Source organism: Sphingobacterium endophyticum, assembly GCF_009733535.1.
Classification (GTDB): Bacteria; Bacteroidota; Bacteroidia; order Sphingobacteriales; family Sphingobacteriaceae; genus Sphingobacterium; species Sphingobacterium endophyticum.
The window spans coordinates 1-19,716 of record NZ_SMMI01000007.1; the positions used below are offsets into that span (position 1 = coordinate 1).

A 19,716-nucleotide genomic window follows, 5' to 3' on the forward strand; every position below is an offset into this window, starting at 1 on the left:
AGCCCTTCGGGCATCAATAGGGAGAGTAATTTACGTTCGGCTTCTTGCAAGGGATATCTGTATTAAAGATGCTAAACTAAGAAATTTTTAACATTCCCCCCAAGAATTCAGCTTGGTCCGGTTTTTGGTAGTATTTAGTAGAGAGTATTTAGTATTTAGATGTTGAGGATGATTAAGATCGTTTGGGTCAGTTCAAAACTTAAGAACTAAGCAGATAATCGATTTGAAGAAGCATCAGAAGAAACCAAGAGTTAAACAATTTTGCGTTTTTCAAACGTAAGCACAAATCCAACTGTGAATAATAAAAGGGGAATAACTGTACCGATCACGAAATCCTGTATCAAATATAAATGTCCAATAATTACAAAAGAGGCAATCATTAAAATTGTCAATACCAACAAAAATCTTTGTTGTGAAAAAAAATCATGATGCTTGATAGACAAATACATTAATGAAATTCCAATGAATATGAGGCAAAGTCCGAACATAGCGTGAAATCCTATCCATAAATTCCACATAGTTCCACTTTCATCCATTTGAATACTTGTAGTCTTCATAACCTCAACTAGTGAATCGTCATTTGGATATAAGTCCTGATTGTTGAAGATACTGTAAAAATGGAGTGCCCCAGATATTAGTAACAAGGCTGCTCCAATACACCAAAAGATTCTAAATAATTTGTGTTTTAATGTAGTTTTCATATCTCATTAAATTCCTGAACAAAGGACTACCCTATTCCATAAATTAATCATTCCTATTGCCATAGCCAGTTGAGCAAGCTGTTTGTTGTCAAAATGAGCAGATGCCTGTTGGAATAGATCATCATTAAATCCAGCCTGATTAGCTAAAGTAAAATTTTCTGTAAAATCCAGAATAATTTTCTCTTTTTCATCAAACACCGTAGCATCTTTCCATGCATCGAGTAGAATTAATCTTTTGGCATTTTCTCCTTTTTCCAATGCTTCGTTGCTATGCATATTTAGGCAGTAAGCGCACTTATTCAATTGTGAAGCTCTGATTTTGATTAAATATTTGTACGGAGTAAGCCATTCAACCTTCTCCATGAAATCTTCTAATTCTAGAAGTTTATTAAAACCCTCTGGGTCTGTGACTGGCAAGTAGTACTGCTGCTTCATTTCATTTAATATTTGTGCTGTTAAAATTAGATATGGATTGTGTATGAATGATTGTAAAAATCGGACAAAATTGAAGTGACGTAAATGATATAGCTCTTAAAATCATCTTCTAGACTTTGCAACGATTGGAGAACCCTGAAATTAGAGGTAATACGTAGAGACGGTTAGGCAGAAATTATTGGGTTTTTGCTAATACCCGAAGCATAGAGCAAAGATTCCAAGGAAAAGGAATTTGCCAATTTTATTAAGAAGGAATGGAAAAGCAAAAGAGGTTAGTAGTATTATTTAGAAAAATAAAGCTTCGATTAGGTAATTGATGATTTTACATCTTTTAAGTAAGATTTATTGTTCAAATTTTGATTTTTTCGTTTAATGTATGATTAAAACTCCTTATTTTGTATAAAATTATTATAACATTAGGTAAAATACGTGAATATTGCCACACAAATAAGGAATTTGTTCAACCCTATACAGCCGACTGTGAAAGCATCAGCTGAAAATGTTACTTATGTTGAATTTTTTCCTGATTTAAGGTTACAGCCCTATATTTATTGCTATTGGCAACTTAAAACAACCGAACCGCTTGCGGAACCATTCCATTATCGTGTGGTAACAGACAGTTGTATAGATATTATTTTTGACCTCAACAATCCGGAAGAAAATTATGTGATGGGCTTTTTTAAAAAGTTCTCTGAATTTCCCCTGCCTACTTCTTTTAGCTATATAGGCATTCGTTTCCTGCCGACAATGTTCCCTCAATTTTTTAACGTAAAAGCATCAGAACTTAGCCATCAAATTGAGCATTTGAGTTTGGTAGTTCCACAACTTTCGGATTTTATTTCCAATCGTTTTAACGAAACCCAATCAGCGGCAGAAATTAAAAATTTACTGGACAACCACCTCCTTGCACTATATGCAAAGGCAAAGTTTAACACCGACAATAGGCTATATGCCGGAATTGAAATTATTTTAAAAAATTGTGGTTCAGTTAATGTCCAGAAGGATTTGAATACAGGTATTAGTCCTAGACAGCTTCGGAGACTTTTTGAGTTTTACATCGGCGATACTGCCAAAACATTTAGTAAGGTCGTGCGTTTTCAAAAGTTTTTAAATTCCATGCCTTCAATACAAAGCCTAAAGCAAAATAAGTTGTTTTTTGATGCGGGTTACTATGACCAATCCCACTTCATCAAAGATTTCAAAGATTTTTATGGCATTACCCCGGGTAAAGCATTCGAAGATTACGGCTAGGAATTTCCTGAATAGTTTGCTTAAACACTGATTACACGTTTCCTTTCAAAATTTATTTTTCAGGTTATTAGAAATTAATGACATCTGTAATTGACATGTCCGTTTTGTACAATGCAGACAGTTTATCTTACCCTTAATTTGCAAAGCATAAATTTCAATAATCCATTTATAATGAATAAGGAACTAAAGTTTTCAGAAAGTACAAAGATTTATGCTTCAAAGGAAGCGGTTTGGAAAACACTTTTATCTCCAGAATTTTATCAAGTATCTTGGGGTTCTGCACTTGCTACAACGTGGCAAACAGGATCGCCAATTCAATTTTCAGGAACTTGGGAAGATGTTGGTTATCTTGATAAGGGCATAATAAAAGAACACATCGAGAACACCTTTATGAAGTTCTCATACTGGAGTTCTTATTGGGAAGCCGAAGACATCCCAGAAGAGTATTGCGACATTTCGTACACTGTAAAACAGTTAGATGCACAAAGTTGCGAGTTTACCATAATACAAATCGGTTTTAGGGATCAAATTCATTATGACGATACCGTGGAGCTTTGGAAAAACACAAATAAAATACTAAAATACCTCTCGGAAAAAGATGAGTTAATATCAATAAGCAATGCTGTTTTTAACGAGCTTGCTTCGATTATAGCAGCAATTTCCGAGGAAAAATACAATGCTGAACCATCTGAAGAATGGAACCCTGCTCAAATCGTTGAGCATATTATATTGGGTAATACAGGGATGAAGCAATTTTTGACAGAAGTACCATACAGTTCTGATGTTCCATATGACTTTAATGTTCCGGACATACGGGAATTTATGCTAAACAAAGAGGTTAAATATCAAGCTCCCAATTTTTTAATCCCAGGCACTAAACACTACGATGTAAATGAGCATCTTAAAAGGATTTTGTACTTGCAAACAGAAATACATGATTGCATCGTAACATTGAGTTTTGAAGATAAATGCGGAACTACCGATATGCCACCATTTGGGTTTTTGAGCATTTTTGAATGGTTAAATTTTTCCGTATTCCACATTTTCCGTCATAAGGAACAGCTAAAATCATTTAGGTAAATTATGATTAATAAGTTGCTGATGGTTTTAATGGCATTACTTTTTGGTTGGCAAATTTGTGATGCACAAATAAATGTTGTGAATGAGTATAACCGTATTGTACTAAATGATTTTGAGCACGGTGTATTCATCAAAAGCAATAATGTCGAAAATCCAGTCTTACTCATATTGCACGGTGGACCTGGTTTTTCCGATTTTTATTTTTGGCAAACCCATAACAAGGATTTGGAAAAGCGTTATACCGTTGTAACATATGATCAAAGGGGAACAGGTCTTTCTTACAATGATGCTATTCCTCTAGAAAGTATGACTTTTAATCAACTTGAAAATGATGCTTTGAGTTTAATTCAGCTATTAAGAGAGCGTTTTAAAAAAGATAAGATTTATCTTCTCGGTTACTCCGCAGGCACCATCATAGGTATTAATCTTGTAAAAAAGCACCCATCTCTATTTTATGCTTACGTAGGTGTAGGTCAGGTAACAAATCTTTATTTGAATGAGAAGATTTCACTTCGTTATTCATTGCAACAGGCAAAAATGCTGAAAGACAGTACAGCTTTAGCCCAATTGCATGAACTAACAAAACGCTATCCATCACATTCAAAAAATGAATTGGCAGATCTCTATTTATCCCGTAAATGGCTTAGATACTTTCACGGTGATTTTTGTAAGGGTACAAATGTGGGACAGCTTTATAAAGATATGGACAAGTTTGCCAAGAAACACTACAATGACACTTTAATTTCAAAAGGGCAATCATTTACGATGGAAGCAATGTGGGACGAAGTGATGAAAGTTGACTTATTTAAAACGGCAGAGGAACTAGAAATTCCGGTTTATTTCGTTGCCGGTAGGTGTGACTACAATGCACCATCTACCCTTGCATTCAAGTATTACAAAAGGCTAAAAGCACCTTTCAAAAAATTTATCTGGTTTGAAAATTCAGGTCATTACGCACCATTTGTAGAGCCGGATAAGTTTAACAGGATTTTATTAGATGAAATTTTGTTTTTAGAAAAATAAAGTTTAAGCAGAAAAATGTTTAAGTAAGTTACTGTTAGTGTAGAAACCATCAAGACGGTTGCAAAATTTCTATTCCTTAAAAGAAGTGAAGAAGTTAAGGTTGGTATTAATCTAAAATAGCTAATATTTTTGCTATTTCTGCAATGGCCGGTAATACCTAGGAAGTTAATATAATTATTTTGTCCGTTTTTTCCTATTCCAGTCGTTCCCATTATCCGAATTTCGTTCAATCAATTAAATAAATGTTAGAGATGAAGCAGCTCATATTAATCCTTATCACGCTATGCTTGACAACAAGCGTGTTTTCACAAACCAACTCTACTTATAAAAAAGAAATCAAGATGAAACTAAATGCAGGTGTTATTACAGAAAAATTGGTGGAAACAAAAGCGTTTTACACCAAAACTTTAGGCTTCGGCGTAACGTTTGAAAATGAATTTTATTTATTAATGCATACGCCAAATAAAGAAGCGGAGATTAGCTTTTTATTGCCGAACCATCCTAGCCAGAAGCCTTTCTTTCACAAACCGTTTCAAGGACAAGGCATGTATTTGACCATCGAGGTTGAAGATGTGGATAAAATTTATCAGGAGTTAAAACAAAAGGGCATCAAAATAGAAATTGATATTCGAAACGAGCCTTGGGGCGACAGACATTTTGCCATACAAGATCCTAATGGGATTGGTATAGATATCGTAAAATATTCAGCAACTCAATAAACAGATTTTTATGGTTCGTTTTTTTTTAATTCGGAATTTATTTTTTTTATTCATTACAATGTCTTTTCTAATCAGTTGCAGTAAAGATGATACTGTCAACATTCTTCAAATTGAGGGTACTTTTAAATGTTTTGAAGGAGAGTTGGATGGTGAAATATTCGATCTCCCTTATGAAGGATTTAGTCTAGAGGTCAAGATTAAGCGTATAGACAATGAAGATGCTATGGTCGAAGTAATTCCATTTGGCAATAATCAACCTATTGATTTTCCAGATCAACAGTGTTCGAAAAAGACCGATCCTGACGGTTACCTCAATTTGATCTCTAAGAAAGATGGTTCTATGTATGTAATATTTTACGACAAGGAAACAATTGATTGCTATCCGGGAAATGGCACTCGGATTTCGGGTTCGAGAAATGGGAAAAAACCAAAATGGTGGGACGACTAACTTTCAGTGATAATTTAACTGTCGAGATATATTATCTCAATGATTGGATTGACCGTTTTTTAAAATGAATTGCTAACGCCTTGTCATTAATTTGCAATGTAAATTTTGTTATTCACTTTTTGGCGTTGCAGTTGGTAGAAGTTCAGATTTAGTAGATTTTTAGAGTAAAATATAGATGAGTACACTTTTGATTATAGCGAATGTAGTCGTTTTGGCATCAGTAATTTTCCATATATTTTGGGGAGATAATGATATTAAATTGATAGAGCCGGACAATTCCGAGCATAAAAAAATTGAAAACTGGATAATGGCAAGAGGAGCATTCCACGTTGTTTCCGTGGATATGCTGATGATCACTGCCGGACTTACGCTAATTAATTTCACTGACATGTTAGATTCACATCGAACAATTCTCTTGAAAATTATGAGTATTTATTGTTTGTTGTACGCTGTATTTTTTTTTATTGTGATATCGGTTTCTGGCGCGCTACCCCAAAAATTTTTGAAGCTATGCCAATGGGCCTTGTTTCTACTATTAAGTGGGCTGATTTATTTCGGTATCTAACTAAAAACTTATGCCTAATTGTTTATGGTACTTAATATTTTGTACATCAATTATGGACGTAATATACTCTCATAAAAATGATAATAAACAATGAAAAGAGTAGACATTTATAGAACTATTCTTTGGGTAGGTGTACTTGTGATGTTATTGACCCTTTTGGTTTCCTCATTTATTCGATTAGCCAGGGTAACAAATTCTATAAATTATGGAAACATTCCCCCAAATGGTACTATTGATATTGGATATGTAGAAAACCCTATCTTAACATTTCTGCATATCCTGCCGGGCTGTTTCTTTATTCTTTCAGGTGCTTGGCAATTTATACGTCCTATGAGAAACCGACTTATTCATGTTCATCAGTTGAATGGCAGAATATATATTATTTTGGGATTGATAATAGGAGTTACAGGAATAGCGATGGGCATTAATTTGGGTTTTGGGGGTTCTGCCGAAACATCGGCATCAATAGTTTTCGGCTTGTTTTTTCTGTATGCACTAATAAAAGCATATTGGCACATCATAAAAAAGCAATTCATTTTGCATCGGGAATGGATGATAAGGGCGTACAGTATTGGCTTGGCGGTAGCAACCATTCGTCCATTAACCGGACTGTTCTTTACCTTTACCGATGTTCCATTCCATACGTTCTTCGGCATATCATTTTGGATAGCCTTTATTGTGAACGCAAGTATTGCTGAAATTTGGATTAACTATACACGTAATAGTAGTGGGAAGAAAATAAAATCATTGTCTTAAAATCTATTTAAACTTTATAATTATCGATTATGCAAGTAACATACAACAGCACAATTGTTCAAAGGGGAAATACCACAGGTATTCAGGTTCCTGTAGATGTACTCGAACAACTGAACGGCGGTAAAAAGCCGCTTGTGAAAGTAACTTTAAACGACTACACCTACCGCAGTGCAGTCGGAAAAATGGACGGCGAATTTATGATTAGTTTGAGTGCAGAGAACAGGGCAAACGCTAATGTTCAAGGTGGTCAGACATTAGCAGTAACTATTGAATTGGACAACGAACCAAGAACAGTAGAACTCCCTGAAGAACTTCAAGCCGAATTTGACCGTAATAATGATGCCAAATCAGCTTTTGAAAAACTTGCACCCAGCAGGAAAAAAGCGCTTGTACTTTCGATCAATGAAGCCAAAACTGATGAAACAAGAAAGAAAAGAATTGATAATGCTATTAACTTTTTAAAAGTTTTAAAATGACAAGAACCTTACTTTGGATAGGAGAAATCCTTAAAATCCTTGTATGTCTGTTTTTTGCTTTTGATGCCATAATGAAACTTATCAAGAGCAAAAGTTCGATAGATACGACTATGCAGCTTGGATTACCACAAAGTTGCGTACAATTTCTTGGAGCCATATTGTTAATAGCAACTGCGCTTTATTCTTTCCGGAAAACTTCCATTTATGGATTGCTTTTGGTGGTAGCGTATCTTGGTGGAGCTGTTGCCATTATGTACACTTCTAAACCTGAAAGCTACTCGTATTTATTTCCGTTTATTTTTGGGTTGCTTGCAGTTATTGCTGAATATATTCTTAACGATAATTTTAGAAAAATTTTAAATTTAGCCTAACCGTCGAGTGGATATGTAAACAGACAATTCAGTGTGAGGTAATTAACAATTATTGAAGAACTTTAATCTGTATTTAGAGCCATGTTAAAACTTTCAAAGATGTACCTTATCGTCAAATAATCTTATTATTAAAAACAATTGCTATTAACCTAAGATTATGTCCATAGGCTTTTTTCACTCCAAAAATCTATCGGTAGATGAATATAAAAGTAATCATCCATTACATTCAATTTACCGGATTGATGATGAGTGTCCAATGCTAATACCTATCTATTTTCATCATTTAGTACCAATGAATTAAGCATCTTAGTTAATGTATACAGAAATTGATAAAGTGAACAACAAATAATAAAATACAATGGACACAGATAAAATTATAAAATCAGATAAACTTCATATTCCAGCACCTTTTGCCCAAACTTATTTTCACGGAACAAAAGCTGAATTAAAAATTGGCGATTTCATTCAAGTAGGATTTAATACTAATTATGAAGAAAACAGAGTATTAAAACACGTTTATGTTTCGGCAACACTAAATGCTGCAATATTAGGTGCAGAACTTGCTGTGGGAACTGAACGTGAAAGGATCTATCTGGTTGAAGCAACAGGTGACGTTGAGGATGACCCAAACGTTACAGATAAAAAATTCCCAGGTAATCCTACAAAGTCATATCGTTCAGTACATCCGTTTAAAATAGTTGGGGAATTAGCCGTTTGGCATGGAAGAACTGCTGAACAAATAAAGAAAATGAAGGACGATTTAGAAAAACTTAGAGAGCAAGGCAAGAATATTATTTTGGATTAAATAAAACATTACCTTAATTTTTGGAAGCGTTAAGCGCATATACTGAAGAAATTCAAGGATATAATGGCAATTTGAAGTTAAACAAAAACGCAGACATTCCTGATTGGTCAATATTTGCTGATATTTTTAAAGGTGCTAAAATTTATGAATAAGAAATCAGATAATACAAAATTTAATTTGTGGCTTGAATTTGAAGAAATTGATTCAACTAATTGGAATATAGAAAATGAATTTTGTAATATTCAAGTTGACTTACAGGATGGAAGGCGTTATGGGATTAATATTTGGACTTACAAATTTCTACAAACCGCAGTTGAAGAAGACATAAAAACTGGAAATAATTTAAACGGGCTTTATCAAAAACCACCAGATTTGTTTGTAAAGCAACTAACAAGAGATTGTATCCAACAAACCATTGAAGATCTACTCAAAATTGACGATTTAGAAAATGTTTTGAACCCAAGTATTTGTATAAAATAATAAAAAGTTGTTGCTCAAGTTAATGCAAAATTGAAAGTTTCGGCTTTCTAATCCGCCACTTCGCCAAGCCGCGGCTCGTTGTTAGCAAGGAGCGCAGCGGATTGCTCACAATGGCTCAGCGACTTGACTAAATAGCTCCGCTTTCGTATCTTCGATACAGCTTCGCTACTTTATCAAGTCGCAGAGCCATTATACGTCACTCTATGACATCCTGCGTAGATGAACTATCAGACATATAAACCACATTCAGACTTAGAATCCTTAGTCAAATTTTATTGGACTTTGGAAGTGCCTTTTGACCCTAAAAATCAAAAGCAAAAAATTGTTCCAGACGGCTGTATAGAAATGACATTTAATTTGGGCGACAGGATTAAGAGATATATTTCCGAAAACGAGTTTATTCTTAACCCAAATGCAATGATAATGGGACAAAGAACAAAGCCATATTATATTTTGCCAATTGGAAATGTTGACACCATAGCAATTTGTTTCTACCCTTATGGATTTGCAAACTTCGTAAATACAGCACTTGAAAAGTTTGTTGACAAGGAAATTCCCATCGCTGAACTTTTCGGACAGACAGTAGCCCATGAATTAGAACAGCAAATCATTCTGGCTACAGGCACCCAACAAAGAATAGAGATACTTGAAACTTTTCTACTAAAAAAACTCAACGAAAAAACAACGATAAGCAACATAGTGAAATCAACTGTTGATACGCTTCTCAAAACAAACGGAAGCACTTCAATAAATGTCATTTTGAAAGATGATCTATCAAAAAGAAGACAACTCGAAAGACATTTTAAAAAACAAATTGGCATTAGTCCTAAGCAATTAAGCAAAGTAATCCGTTTGCAGGCGACCTTACAGACGTTGCTCCAGCAAAAACCTGAAAGACTGACTGACATTGCATACGAAAATGAATATTTTGATCAAAATCACTTCATTAAAGATTTTAAGGAGTTTGTTGGAATTACCCCAAAAGAATTTTTAGGGAATGAAAATATGGCTCTTTCTGCACTTTTCTATAAATAAATTTGTAGTGTCGCATTTTTACTATTTTGACACAAAACACCTGCCTACCTTAGGATAAATTTTAATCACATTGACAATGGTAGTAAAAAATATCCTTTTCATGACAGTTCTATTGGGGCTTTATTTTGGTTCCAGCACAAACCCCAATATTTCCAAAACGGAAACTCAAACAAAAGACAGCTTAACAAATAATAAATCCTATAATATGAAAAGTTATATTTCAATCTTTGAGATTCCAGCCAACGAAATTTCAAGAGCAATCAGTTTCTACCAATCAATTTTAGACATTAAAATTGAAAAAATGGAAATGCCTGAAATGGAAATGGGTATTTTTCCCTATGAAGGACAAATAGTGCCAGGTGTTATACTCAAAGCGGAAGGATATAAACCTTCAGCAGACGGTGTAACCATTTATTTAAATGGTGGTGACAATCTTCAGGTTATTCTTGACAAAGTAGAGAAAAGTGGTGGAAAAGTTCTGATACCAAAAACACCGCACGCTGACGGAAATGGATACTTTGCAATATTTCTTGACTCGGAAGGAAATAAAATGGGGCTTAATTCGCCGAATTAAAAGAAAAAGAGCGAACGCAAAGTCGTTAACCATTGTTAGCATGGAGCGCAGCGGATTGCTAACAATGGTTAACGACTTGACTAAATAGCTCCGCTTTTGTATCTTCGATACAGCTTCGCTACTTCGCCAATACTTTTTCCATTAGAATCATTGTATGAGAATACAGAACAGAATAAATAACCCAGAAAAAATTGACCGACTTTTAATCGAGAAAGAATTAAAGGACGGGAAACTTGTTATTGTTCAATTTTCCGACAAATTATATTCGGACAAGATTCTTGCTGAACTAAACGAACTTTGTTTAGAATATGACGATAATTTCAGTGTTCGTTTTTATGGACATTATCAAGGTTCGTTCGACTGTAAGACACTTCTAAAACTACCAAACATTAAAGCTCTTTGGCTTGACTCTTTAATGAAAGCTGACAATTTAGAAGTTTTGGCTGTATTGAAAAATCTTACAAGACTAAGTTTAGGTGTATTTGAACTAAAGGAAACAGAAATTCTTCAAGCTGAAAACCTTAAAAACCTTAAAGAGTTAATAATTGGTGAGACAAGAACAAAAGCACTTAACCTGCAATATTTAGAAAATTATAGAGATATAAACCTCTTAGCCATAATTGGGCATACAAAAAATATTGACGTAGTTGGCAAGCTGACAGAATTGGAGTATTTGGGTTTAAATTCAATTTCTAAGGTAAAATTGGACTTCGTGAATAAACTCAAAAAACTTAAATCTCTTCATTTTGTATTGGGCGGTCGAGAAAACCTAGATGAAATAGAAGAAAATGAAATCGAAACTTTGGAAATAGTTAGAGTAAGAGCATTTAATAGTTTCAAAAACATTTCAAATTTCAAGAAACTAAAAAATCTTTTAATTGAAGACCAAAAACAATTTACGAGCCTTAATTTCGACAAAGAATTATCGTACTTAACAAGCTTTAAATTGTTGAACTGCAAAACTTTTAATTCGTTAACTGGTCTTGAAAATTTAAAAAGTCTTAATAATTTAAGAATTTCCAATACTGACATAAATTTTGACGAATTCATTAAACAACAATTTCCAAAATCACTTGACATTTTTGCTTTTTACACGGGTAAGACAAAAATTGACAAAGAAATTAAGGAAAGACTCCTAAAATTAGGATACATTGATGGTTTAAACAGATAAACAACGAACGCCTAACATCGTTTTGGCTTCGTTTGATGCTGGATTGGACATTCGCTCAATTCAAATCCCTAACCCTCGAAAAGGCGCGACTTGTTAAATTTTAGGTAAATAACGAACCAACAATGTTAAGACGTATTATACTTATGGGATTTGTAACAACAATCTTAAACCTGTTTGGCTGTTCGGGACAGACAAAGAAAGAGGAAGGAAAATTATCTAAAGAAATGGAAGAGCAAATTGCCAGTTCAATTGAAGCGTTTAATAACAGACCAATACATAAAGAAATGACTGAAAAAATTATTGACTCAACCTCTGACGACAATTTATTACAGGTGGTTTTTGACAATTTATCTGAAAAACTACCAGCTGACTATGAAAAAGAATATGAATCGGTGATGTCTTTGAATAAATCACAACAAGCAATTTATATGATTTGGGCATTAGAAGCTGAAGTAAACAATGGTGGTTATAACCAATTTTACTCTAATTCAAGCGGACAGTTTTATAAACATTTGCCTAATGCTTTAGAACTTGTAGGTGCAAACAAATTCGCTGAATTAACGATACGAGCTAACGAAACTTTTGAAAAAGAGTACTCTTTAATAACTCAACATCAAGATGGAACAATAGAAGGGTTTAGTAAATCATATGACGACAATCCGTTAAACAAATTTGATGATGAGTTTTCTGAACTTTACAAAACTGAAAATTTACAACAAATCCAAGTGGACTATATCCGGAAAAATAAAAAAGAATTTATAGACTAACGATAAATAAAAAGATGAATAGACTATTTCAATTGACTTCTGTACTTTTATTACTTGTAACAAGTTGTGTGGCACAATCTGGGAAAACCAATTTGTTACGAAATAAAATTGAGCAAATTGTATCAGATAAAAATGCAATAGTCGGTGTTTCGATAATCGGGAATAATGGGAATGATACCCTTTCTTTACACGGAGATAGACGATTCCCAATGCAAAGTGTATTTAAATTTCATATAGCCTTAGCTGTCTTATCTGAGATTGATAAAGGAAACCTTTCATTAGACCAGAAAATAAAAATAGATAAAGATGAACTTTTACCAGAAGATTTTTGGAGTCCCCTTAGAGACGAAAACCCAAATGGAGGAAGTTTTACAATTGAAAAACTAATTCAATATTCTGTCTCTCATAGTGATAATACTGCTTGTGACGTTTTAATTCGCCTTATTGGAACACCTAAAACAGTTGAAGGGTATATTAAGAAGAGCGGAATACTTGATATACAAATTACTTTCAACGAAGAGGATATGCAGGCAAAGTGGGAAAATATGTTTCAGAATTGGACTACCCCGAAAGCAGCAAGTGAAACTCTTGAATTATTTTATGGGAATAAAAGTAACTTACTTTCCAAAAACAGTTATGACTTTTTTTGGAAAACAAATAAAGAAACAACAACTGGTAACAACCGAATTAAAGGACAATTGCCTGCTGAAACCATTGTAGCTCACAAGACAGGATGGTCAGGAACAAATAAAGAGACAGGAATTACAGCTGCTGTAAATAATATAGGTATCGTTTTTCTGCCCAATGGTCAACATTTTATCATCAGCGTTTTTGTCAGTGAATCAAAAGAAAATTTCGATACAAACGAAAAAATTATAGCTGATATTGCAAAAGTAACTTATGACTTTTTCACAGCCACGACTAAATAGAAAAACTATTACAAAGATCCCATTGGCAATAGGAGGGCTGAACGACTTGAGCTCTGCGAATAAATAATAGGAATTGTTTCGCTATTCATGATTTTTGAATTCATTAAGTGTTTAAAAAGTAACGAGTTACCTTATTTTTATTGTTTGTGATACCTAATTCATCAATAGGGATGGCTTAGCAAATATCTTTGTATATTAGTTTCGTTAAAAAGAATTGTTAGTGGTAATTTAATATGACAAACCTATAAATGATAGACAACATAAAAATATTAGACAGCAAAGTTCTTTCCGACAACTGGTATGTACTTAGAAAAATTACTTACGAATACACAAAAAAGGATGGAACAAAATTGACCCAAAACAGAGAAGCTTATGACAGGGGAAACGGTGCTACAATTTTGCTATATAACAAAGAACAAAAAACTGTAATTCTCACAAGACAATTTCGTTTACCGACATTCGTGAACGGTAATGAAACAGGAATGTTAATTGAAGCTTGTGCAGGACTTTTAGACAAGGACAATGCGGAAGTTTGCATAAAACGAGAGACTGAGGAAGAAACGGGGTACAAAATTACAGATGTACGGAAAATATTTGAAGCCTATATGTCTCCAGGTTCGGTTACAGAAATTTTATACTTTTTCATTGCAGAATACTCAAACGAAATGAAAGTAAGCGAGGGTGGTGGTGTAGAGCACGAAGAAGAAAATATAGAAGTTTTGGAGTTTGACATTGAAAAAGCAATGAAAATGATAGAAAGTGGAGAAATAAAAGACGGTAAAACAATTATGCTTCTTCAATACATAAAACTTAACAACATACTTTAAATTTATAATGATTCTTATTGCAGGTCCTTATCGAGGAGGAGCAAATGACGATCCAATTTTAATAAAAAAGAATTTAGACCATCTTGAATCGGTTGCTTTACCATTATTTCGTAAAGGACACATTCCTATGATTGGAGAATGGGTTGCTTTACCATTAATGCATTTAGCTGGCTCAAAAGAAATTGGAGATAGTGTTTGGGACGAAATACAATATCCTATTGCACATCGTCTTCTTGAAAAGTGTGATGCAGTTCTTCGTCTTGAAGGTGAATCAAAAGGTGCAGACAATGATGTAAAAATTGCAAGAGAAAGAGGACTAAAAATTTATTACAATTTGGACGAAATTCCAGATATGACATAAAAATAAACTGCCACTAACAAGGATTTCCAAATGCGAGTATGAAAGGCTTTGATTGAACTTTTTTCATAAATTTAAACTATGATATTTCTATTAAACGACAGTGCAATTACCCCCGGCCATCAGTATTACCCAAAACGTTAGCTGTCAGTTAACTAATGACACCGCAAAAACTAACCGACAACACATTTGAAAAATAAAGGACTTCTAATAACAACAATCATTTTCTTTCTAATAGTAAATACGACATACTATTGGGAAGGAAAACTTGGACATTTTGCATTTCCTGCGTTTTTAATTTTGTTAACTTCTTTTTTAGGATTTGGAGTTGCACTAATAAAACAAATCTATTTTTTAGTCAAAGAAAAATTTGCAGTAAAAAAGCGATTAATAAACATTGGGATTTTAACACTTGTTCTGACATTGACTTTTTTAAAACCATTTGGACTTATAGACTTTGAAAAATTTGAAAGTGATAATATTTTAATAGCAGAAAGAGAAGGTGCTGCAAATTGTATGACAATATTAAAACTAAAAGACAATTTTACTTTTAGTGAACGAAGTGTTTGTTTTAGTGTGACGGAAATCAAAGGAACCTTTCACTTGCAAAATGACACAATTTACTTTGACAATGTGAGCGTAGGCAGACAAGAAAATAAGTTTTATAAATTTGCAGTTACTGTACCTTCAAAATTCAAGAAGGACGGAAAACATTTTGACCTAATACTTTACAAAAGTTTGTCAGACACAGTAGGTCAGGAATTATGGATAACAAAAAACGATTTGAATAAACTTAAAAACAATAAGCCGAACCGCTAGCAAGTTATTGCCAAAAGCGAGGCAAAACGGCTTCACTTGAACTTTTCTATTAAAAAGATCGTCCTTCGGTAAGCCCCAAATCGTTGTGCACAAAGTAAAAAAACGAATAATTAACAAATGGACTCATTCCTAGAATTTTGGTTATTGATAATTCTTCTGACAATTATTTTTGTCGGGGGATTGATATTCCTTGCTTATTGGATTCCTAAAAAATATGGCAAAAGAAAATTAGGAATTGGACTTACCATTTTGGTTACTCTGATTTTTGCTACACCTATTTTGTCATTTGTATTTGAAGATTTTCTGTTTTTTAAATCTGACGTAAAAGAAATTTTAAATGAACACGGAATAGAATTAAATGATGATTTTAACCTTAAGTCAAATGAAATGACAGGTATCAGTGATTTTTATCATCGTTTTGAATTAGAAATATCTGAAAACGACAAAAGAAAATTAACTAAATGGATTTTAAAATCAGAAGGGTATAAAGACAGTTTGCCCGATATGTTTGACATTAGGACGGATAAGCCAAGATATTCAGATTCTAAACAAGAATTTATAGTTACTTATCAGAACAAATGGAATTATGTTTACGAATATTACAAGCAGAATAAGCAAGGATATTCACCAACCCTGGACAGAATTTCAATATCCAAAGAAAAATACAAATTGACCTTTGAAAGAATTTTGGATTAAACTAATTAAACACTGTGCACAATATGGGTTTTGGAAAATGGAGGGTTTGATTTTAATTTGAAGTTTTGTACTTCGAAATCTGCAAAAGCAAATTTTATTAAACTTTTTGTATAAATTCGTTAATATGAATTGGCTTTTGCTCTGTGTTGTCAAAATCGAAATTTTCGTCTTTAATTTTTTGCCACATCGCAAATTCCATGCTCGTTATACAAAATAATACCCAATGAGCGTACAGACAGTAAACAAAATAATCGGACAATATGAAATTTCAAAAGGCGTAACAAAAAACGACCTTAAAACACTTGCAACAAACCCGGAAACACAATCCATACAATTTTCGAGTCCATTGACAGAAAAAGAAATTGAACTTTTGGAACATATTGTTTTTTCTAAGCGACCTGATATCTTCTTGAGGGTTTACGGACATTATGGAAAAAATTGTGACCTATCATTTATCCAAAAAATCCCGTCTTTAAGGAGAATTTCGGCTGACTGTTTAATGGATGCTAAAGGAGTAGAAGTTTTTTCTCAACTTAAGAATTTAGAACATTTAGGAGTTGGAATATTCAATTTAGACAACTTCGATTTTCTAGACAACATAAATTCAAATCTAACAGAACTTTATCTTCATAATACAAGGTCAAAAAAAACTAAAATAAATAGTATTCAAAGATTCGAACACTTGAATTATTTATATTTAGAAGGACAACAAAAGGGTATTGAAGCAATAAGTAATTTGAAAAAACTTAAAAAAATTGTTTTAAGATCAATTTCAACAAAAAACGTAGATTATCTTAAAAATCTAGAACATTTATGGTCTGTAGACATAAAATTAGGAGGCATAAAAGATTTGAGTGGTTTGACAAGTCTTAAATCGATTAAATATTTGGAATTATGGCAAGTAAGAGACTTGGCAGACTTATCGTTTATTTCAAAACTGGAATCACTTCAGAACCTATTCATTCAATCTCTAAAACAATTAACTAAGTTGCCTGACTTTTCAAATAATAATAAGTTAAGACGTATTTATCTTGAGAACTTAAGGGGTTTAAATGATTTGTCGACTTTGAAAAATGCACCAAGCTTAAAAGAATTTATTTACGTTTTGGCAGAGAACCAACAACCAGAAAATATAATTCCAGTTCTTGAAAATACATCAGTTGAAAGGGTGTTCTGTAAATTTGGTAGCAACAAGAAAAACAACCGTTTTGACGGTCTAGCGCAACAATATAATAAGAAAGAATATAATTACAGCGTCTTTGAATTTGAATAGTATTACTGTTCATAACATCGGCTTGGCTAAATAGAGTGTAATAGGAGAAATTGAAAGTTTCTCCTTTTTTCATAAATTAGGTAATAATAAAAGGCTGCTGCTTAGACTTGTGATAGATTGAGCTTTCTAATTTACTCTAAAGCAATACGCCACCCGTTACACATAAGACCAATTTCAATGCTTTAAAACAAAATCCTAATGAAAAGAATCTATTTCATTTTTCTATTACTCATATTTTCACAAAATGTATTTTCGCAAACAGATAGTAAAATCAAAAGTGTTGGAAAATTGACTTCCGAATTGTTAATAAACAAACAAAGCATTGATACTTTCAAATATGCATTAAAGATAAAAAGTCTGTATCCCGATGAAGATTTTTCAAAATTTGATGATAGTCCTGCTGAGGTGATCTTAGAAATGTTGCATTATGCTGAACTTGAATTGCCTGAAATATGGAATAATCTAATAAAAGTAGCTAATCGACTCAAAATAGATGAAAATTCAGAATATATAAGCTCTTACAATCAGAAAATAAGTAAGGATAGTTATATCGTTTCATCTGTAATTAAATCACAATCTAAATATTTTGTATTTAGTTATAATTTAATGGAATGGGATAAAGAAATTTACATTTTTAGATTTTATAAAGAAATAAAGGAATTTCAAAATATTGAAGAAATTGAATTAAATCCATTTATTATAATTAACAATGAACTTGAAAAAGAAATGAACGAACTTGAGGGAACAATAAGCCACTCTGTTCGCCGTAAGCCGCCGCTACTCGGGCTTTTTACAACAAAAGATTTGACCCAAAAACTGCTTTTGTATCTTCGATGGAACCACGCAGCTTCGTCGAGTTGCCGAACCATTAGCAATAATTTTAGAATGACCGACAATGAAAGATTGGTATAGACGTAAAACTTGGACTAAAACCGACGAGGAAGAATATTTCGCTAAACTTGGACGTGCGAGAAAGGATGGACGAGCTCAATATTTAAAAGTCCAAGCATTTGAATTAGTAGAGACCAAAGACAAAAAACTATTGTCAGTTGCAGAGACACTTTTAAATAAAATATTGACAGACTTTCCGGATAACAGAATTGAAAAAAGCGAGACGTATAATTTATTAGGTGAGATTTATAATCTTAGAGAAGATTACGAAACGGCGATAGAATATTTTCAGAAAGCGCTGGATTTTGAAAAAGTTTTTCCTAATGTAATTTCGAAAGCATATTTAAACTTTTCTGAAACAGTGGTTCGTGCTGGAAAAACAGAATTATACGATCAAGTTGAAAATCTACTTACAGAAAAAATAAACGAATACACTTTAAAATTTCCCGTTCAAAATTACATTATGTTTTCTGTGTTATCAGTAATTGCTGAGTACAAAAATGAATTTGATGTAGCAAAAAAATATGCAGAATTAGCTGAGAGTTTAACAACCAACAAGACATTGATGATTTTATGAAAGATGAAGAGCGTAAAAAGTTTTTGTACTTAAAAGAAAAATCAATAAAATCATCAATTTTAATACAAGGGAGTAAGCTTTAGAAAATTTTATTAAAGAATAATTTTGATCTGGAAAAAGGTGTCCTTAAATAACATATGCTACAACTAAATAAACGAGATATTCTAAATCAGCTTATCAATTTTTTCTGGACAGCACTCTGTTTTGCACCTGTATTCTGGTTTTGGTTTCAAGAAGGAACACCCTCTATTTACTTTTATCTATTTCTTGGATTTTCATTACTATTTGGTGCAATTCCAAGTAAGATATTAAATAAGCTTACGGTTAGTACAGACAAAAAGGATTTTGAAAAATATGGAATCAAATTCATAAGAAAATTCGTGCAAAATGGAGATATTGTAAAATCACATTCAAAGGACAAAAGGGATAATTCAATTAAAGATAAAGATCTGGCTAGAAGTTATTTAAATACTATTGCTATGTATGAACGCTATCACTGGATCTGTCTAATATTTTTTCTGTTGACGAGCATTTATGGCTTCTTTAATGGGAAATTTATTTTTGGGTTTTCTATTTTAATAGCAAATCTCTTTTACAATTTAATTCCAATCCTGTTACAGCAATATAATAAAATCAGAATTAAAAGATTATTAGGTTAAGCTTATTTTTAACCTTGACAACATTTTAAA

Annotated in this window: 27 protein-coding genes; 25 read left to right on the forward strand and 2 right to left on the reverse strand. The window is 32.8% G+C overall.

What is annotated here, in order from left to right:
* Window positions 1–251: 251 nt before the first annotated feature.
* Together E0Y80_RS10330 and E0Y80_RS10335 are read right to left on the reverse strand one after the other, a co-directional pair.
* Complete coding sequence (locus E0Y80_RS10330; protein ID WP_156307596.1) at window positions 252–701, reverse strand: LIC_13387 family protein; 450 nt, start codon at window positions 699–701, stop codon at window positions 252–254.
* A 6-nt stretch (window positions 702–707) separates the two neighbouring features.
* On the reverse strand, window positions 708–1,136 hold the full coding sequence (locus tag E0Y80_RS10335) for a carboxymuconolactone decarboxylase family protein (protein ID WP_156307597.1): 429 nt from the start codon (window positions 1,134–1,136) through the stop codon (window positions 708–710).
* Between the two features lie 480 nt (window positions 1,137–1,616).
* On the opposite strand from E0Y80_RS10335, the gene E0Y80_RS10340 reads away from it, so the two are divergent.
* The 25 genes from E0Y80_RS10340 (at window position 1,617) to E0Y80_RS10455 (ending at window position 19,686) form a co-directional block, all read left to right on the forward strand.
* Window positions 1,617–2,387, forward strand: coding sequence for an AraC family transcriptional regulator (locus E0Y80_RS10340; protein WP_231596011.1), 771 nt, complete (start codon window positions 1,617–1,619; stop codon window positions 2,385–2,387).
* A gap of 171 nt (window positions 2,388–2,558) precedes the next feature.
* Window positions 2,559–3,467, forward strand: a complete 909-nt coding sequence (locus E0Y80_RS10345) for a DinB family protein (RefSeq protein WP_197091550.1) — start codon at window positions 2,559–2,561, stop codon at window positions 3,465–3,467.
* Between the two features lie 3 nt (window positions 3,468–3,470).
* Window positions 3,471–4,490 carry an alpha/beta fold hydrolase gene (locus E0Y80_RS10350; protein WP_156307599.1) on the forward strand — a complete coding sequence of 340 codons (1,020 nt, stop codon included), beginning with the start codon at window positions 3,471–3,473 and terminating at the stop codon, window positions 4,488–4,490.
* Between the two features lie 242 nt (window positions 4,491–4,732).
* The gene (locus tag E0Y80_RS10355) at window positions 4,733–5,209 is read left to right on the forward strand and encodes a VOC family protein (RefSeq protein WP_231596012.1); all 477 of its coding nucleotides are present in this window, start codon (window positions 4,733–4,735) and stop codon (window positions 5,207–5,209) included.
* Window positions 5,210–5,267: 58 nt separating this feature from the next.
* Window positions 5,268–5,657 carry a hypothetical protein gene (locus E0Y80_RS10360; RefSeq protein ID WP_156307600.1) on the forward strand — a complete coding sequence of 130 codons (390 nt, stop codon included), beginning with the start codon at window positions 5,268–5,270 and terminating at the stop codon, window positions 5,655–5,657.
* Window positions 5,658–5,832: 175 nt separating this feature from the next.
* Complete coding sequence (locus tag E0Y80_RS10365; protein ID WP_156307601.1) at window positions 5,833–6,222, forward strand: hypothetical protein; 390 nt, start codon at window positions 5,833–5,835, stop codon at window positions 6,220–6,222.
* A 90-nt stretch (window positions 6,223–6,312) separates the two neighbouring features.
* Window positions 6,313–6,978: a DUF2306 domain-containing protein gene (locus E0Y80_RS10370; RefSeq protein WP_156307602.1), complete on the forward strand. Its 666-nt coding sequence runs from the start codon at window positions 6,313–6,315 to the stop codon at window positions 6,976–6,978.
* A 29-nt stretch (window positions 6,979–7,007) separates the two neighbouring features.
* Window positions 7,008–7,454 (forward strand): YdeI/OmpD-associated family protein, encoded by a 447-nt coding sequence (locus E0Y80_RS10375; protein WP_156307603.1) that lies wholly within the window; start codon window positions 7,008–7,010, stop codon window positions 7,452–7,454.
* Window positions 7,451–7,825: a DoxX family protein gene (locus tag E0Y80_RS10380; protein WP_156307604.1), complete on the forward strand. Its 375-nt coding sequence runs from the start codon at window positions 7,451–7,453 to the stop codon at window positions 7,823–7,825. The genes E0Y80_RS10375 and E0Y80_RS10380 overlap by 4 nt, the downstream gene beginning before the upstream one ends.
* A gap of 358 nt (window positions 7,826–8,183) precedes the next feature.
* Window positions 8,184–8,630, forward strand: a complete 447-nt coding sequence (gene arr, locus E0Y80_RS10385) for an NAD(+)--rifampin ADP-ribosyltransferase (protein ID WP_156307605.1) — start codon at window positions 8,184–8,186, stop codon at window positions 8,628–8,630.
* A 71-nt stretch (window positions 8,631–8,701) separates the two neighbouring features.
* Complete coding sequence (locus tag E0Y80_RS21065; protein WP_449448578.1) at window positions 8,702–8,782, forward strand: hypothetical protein; 81 nt, start codon at window positions 8,702–8,704, stop codon at window positions 8,780–8,782.
* A complete protein-coding gene (locus E0Y80_RS10390) occupies window positions 8,775–9,110 on the forward strand; it encodes a hypothetical protein (RefSeq protein ID WP_156307606.1) in 336 nt (111 codons plus the stop codon). Before E0Y80_RS21065 ends, E0Y80_RS10390 begins: the two co-directional genes overlap by 8 nt.
* Window positions 9,111–9,329: 219 nt before the next feature.
* A complete protein-coding gene (locus E0Y80_RS10395; protein ID WP_156307607.1) occupies window positions 9,330–10,145 on the forward strand; it encodes an AraC family transcriptional regulator in 816 nt (271 codons plus the stop codon).
* Between the two features lie 100 nt (window positions 10,146–10,245).
* Window positions 10,246–10,719 (forward strand): VOC family protein, encoded by a 474-nt coding sequence (locus E0Y80_RS10400; RefSeq protein ID WP_197091552.1) that lies wholly within the window; start codon window positions 10,246–10,248, stop codon window positions 10,717–10,719.
* A 415-nt stretch (window positions 10,720–11,134) separates the two neighbouring features.
* Entirely contained in the window at window positions 11,135–11,890 is a 756-nt protein-coding gene (locus E0Y80_RS10405) for a hypothetical protein (RefSeq protein ID WP_197091553.1), read from the forward strand.
* A 122-nt stretch (window positions 11,891–12,012) separates the two neighbouring features.
* Window positions 12,013–12,657 (forward strand): DMP19 family protein, encoded by a 645-nt coding sequence (locus tag E0Y80_RS10410; protein ID WP_231596013.1) that lies wholly within the window; start codon window positions 12,013–12,015, stop codon window positions 12,655–12,657.
* 14 nt (window positions 12,658–12,671) lie between these two features.
* Window positions 12,672–13,586 carry an RATA family class A beta-lactamase gene (blaRATA, locus tag E0Y80_RS10415; protein ID WP_156307610.1) on the forward strand — a complete coding sequence of 305 codons (915 nt, stop codon included), beginning with the start codon at window positions 12,672–12,674 and terminating at the stop codon, window positions 13,584–13,586.
* Window positions 13,587–13,834: 248 nt separating this feature from the next.
* Entirely contained in the window at window positions 13,835–14,413 is a 579-nt protein-coding gene (gene nudK / locus E0Y80_RS10420; protein ID WP_156307611.1) for a GDP-mannose pyrophosphatase NudK, read from the forward strand.
* Window positions 14,414–14,420: 7 nt separating this feature from the next.
* Window positions 14,421–14,774: a DUF4406 domain-containing protein gene (locus tag E0Y80_RS10425; protein WP_231596014.1), complete on the forward strand. Its 354-nt coding sequence runs from the start codon at window positions 14,421–14,423 to the stop codon at window positions 14,772–14,774.
* 186 nt (window positions 14,775–14,960) lie between these two features.
* Entirely contained in the window at window positions 14,961–15,590 is a 630-nt protein-coding gene (locus tag E0Y80_RS10430) for a hypothetical protein (protein WP_156307613.1), read from the forward strand.
* 117 nt (window positions 15,591–15,707) lie between these two features.
* Window positions 15,708–16,286, forward strand: coding sequence for a hypothetical protein (locus tag E0Y80_RS10435; RefSeq protein WP_156307614.1), 579 nt, complete (start codon window positions 15,708–15,710; stop codon window positions 16,284–16,286).
* A 223-nt stretch (window positions 16,287–16,509) separates the two neighbouring features.
* Entirely contained in the window at window positions 16,510–17,559 is a 1,050-nt protein-coding gene (locus E0Y80_RS10440; RefSeq protein ID WP_156307615.1) for a leucine-rich repeat domain-containing protein, read from the forward strand.
* 198 nt (window positions 17,560–17,757) lie between these two features.
* Entirely contained in the window at window positions 17,758–18,471 is a 714-nt protein-coding gene (locus E0Y80_RS10445; RefSeq protein ID WP_197091554.1) for a hypothetical protein, read from the forward strand.
* The gene (locus E0Y80_RS10450; RefSeq protein ID WP_156307616.1) at window positions 18,455–19,027 is read left to right on the forward strand and encodes a tetratricopeptide repeat protein; all 573 of its coding nucleotides are present in this window, start codon (window positions 18,455–18,457) and stop codon (window positions 19,025–19,027) included. Before E0Y80_RS10445 ends, E0Y80_RS10450 begins: the two co-directional genes overlap by 17 nt.
* Before the next feature lie 137 nt (window positions 19,028–19,164).
* Window positions 19,165–19,686, forward strand: a complete 522-nt coding sequence (locus E0Y80_RS10455) for a glycosyl-4,4'-diaponeurosporenoate acyltransferase CrtO family protein (RefSeq protein WP_156307617.1) — start codon at window positions 19,165–19,167, stop codon at window positions 19,684–19,686.
* Window positions 19,687–19,716 lie beyond the last annotated feature (30 nt).